Here is a 1,016-nt window from a genome sequence, read left to right on the forward strand (position 1 = left end):
TCGGGGGGTGGGGTGGGGGTGGGGGCTTGTTCGATGATGATGTGGGCGTTGGTGCCGCTGATGCCGAAGGAGGAGATGCCGGCGCGTCGTGGCCGGTTGGGGTGGTGGGGCCAGGGTTGGGGTTGGTGGAGGAGGCGTAGTTGGCCTTGTTGCCAGTCGACGTGGGTGGTGGGTGTGTCGGCGTGCAGGGTTTGGGGGAGTAGTTGGTGTTGGGCGGCCATGAGCATTTTGATCACACCCGCCACACCCGCAGCGCATTGAGTGTGGCCAAGATTGGACTTCACACTGCCCAGCCACAAGGGATCCTCGTCAGGACGGCTCCCGTACACCTCCAAGAGGGCTTGTGCTTCGATGGGGTCGCCGAGTGTGGTGCCGGTGCCGTGGGCTTCGACCGCGTCGATGTCGCGGGCGGTCAGTCCGGCGTTGGCCAGGGCTTGGCGGATCACCCGTTCCTGGGAGGGGCCGTTCGGTGCCGACAGTCCGTTGCTCGCGCCGTCCTGGTTGACCGCTGATCCGCGGATCACGCCCAGTATCTGGTGGCCGTTGGCCTGGGCGTCGGCCAGTCGTTCCAGCAGCAGGACGCCCACGCCTTCGGAGAACACGGTGCCGTCGGCGTCGTCGGAGAACGGCTTGCACCGGCCGTCTCGTGCCAGTCCTCGCTGGCGGCTGAAGTCGACCAGGAGGTCGGGGGTGGCCATGACAGTCACGCCGCCTGCAAGCGCCAGGGTGCTCTCACCCCGCCGCAGAGACTCACAAGCCAGATGGATGGCCACCAGAGAAGACGAACAAGCGGTGTCGACCGTCAGCGCCGGCCCTTCCAGCCCGAGTGCATACGCCACCCGCCCAGACATGACCGAACCCGAAGTGCCTGTGGCCAGATAGCCTTCGATCGCGTCCGACGGCGCATCCGTGCCGTATCCCGTGTGTGTTCCGCCGATGAACACCCCGGTCAGGCTACCTCTCAACGTGTCGGGATCGATTCCGGCCCGTTCCAGGACCTCCCAGGAGGTCTCCAG

1 protein-coding gene is annotated in these 1,016 nt (G+C 66.4%); it reads right to left on the bottom strand.

Annotated elements, in window-relative coordinates; all coding sequences use genetic code 11:
* Positions 1 to 1,016: polyketide synthase (locus AB0J97_RS51635; protein ID WP_364104830.1), on the bottom strand; the 1,016-nt coding region annotated here is incomplete at both ends.

Origin of the sequence: Nonomuraea sp. NPDC049607, assembly GCF_040675375.1 — a bacterium.
Classification (GTDB): Bacteria; Actinomycetota; Actinomycetes; order Streptosporangiales; family Streptosporangiaceae; genus Nonomuraea.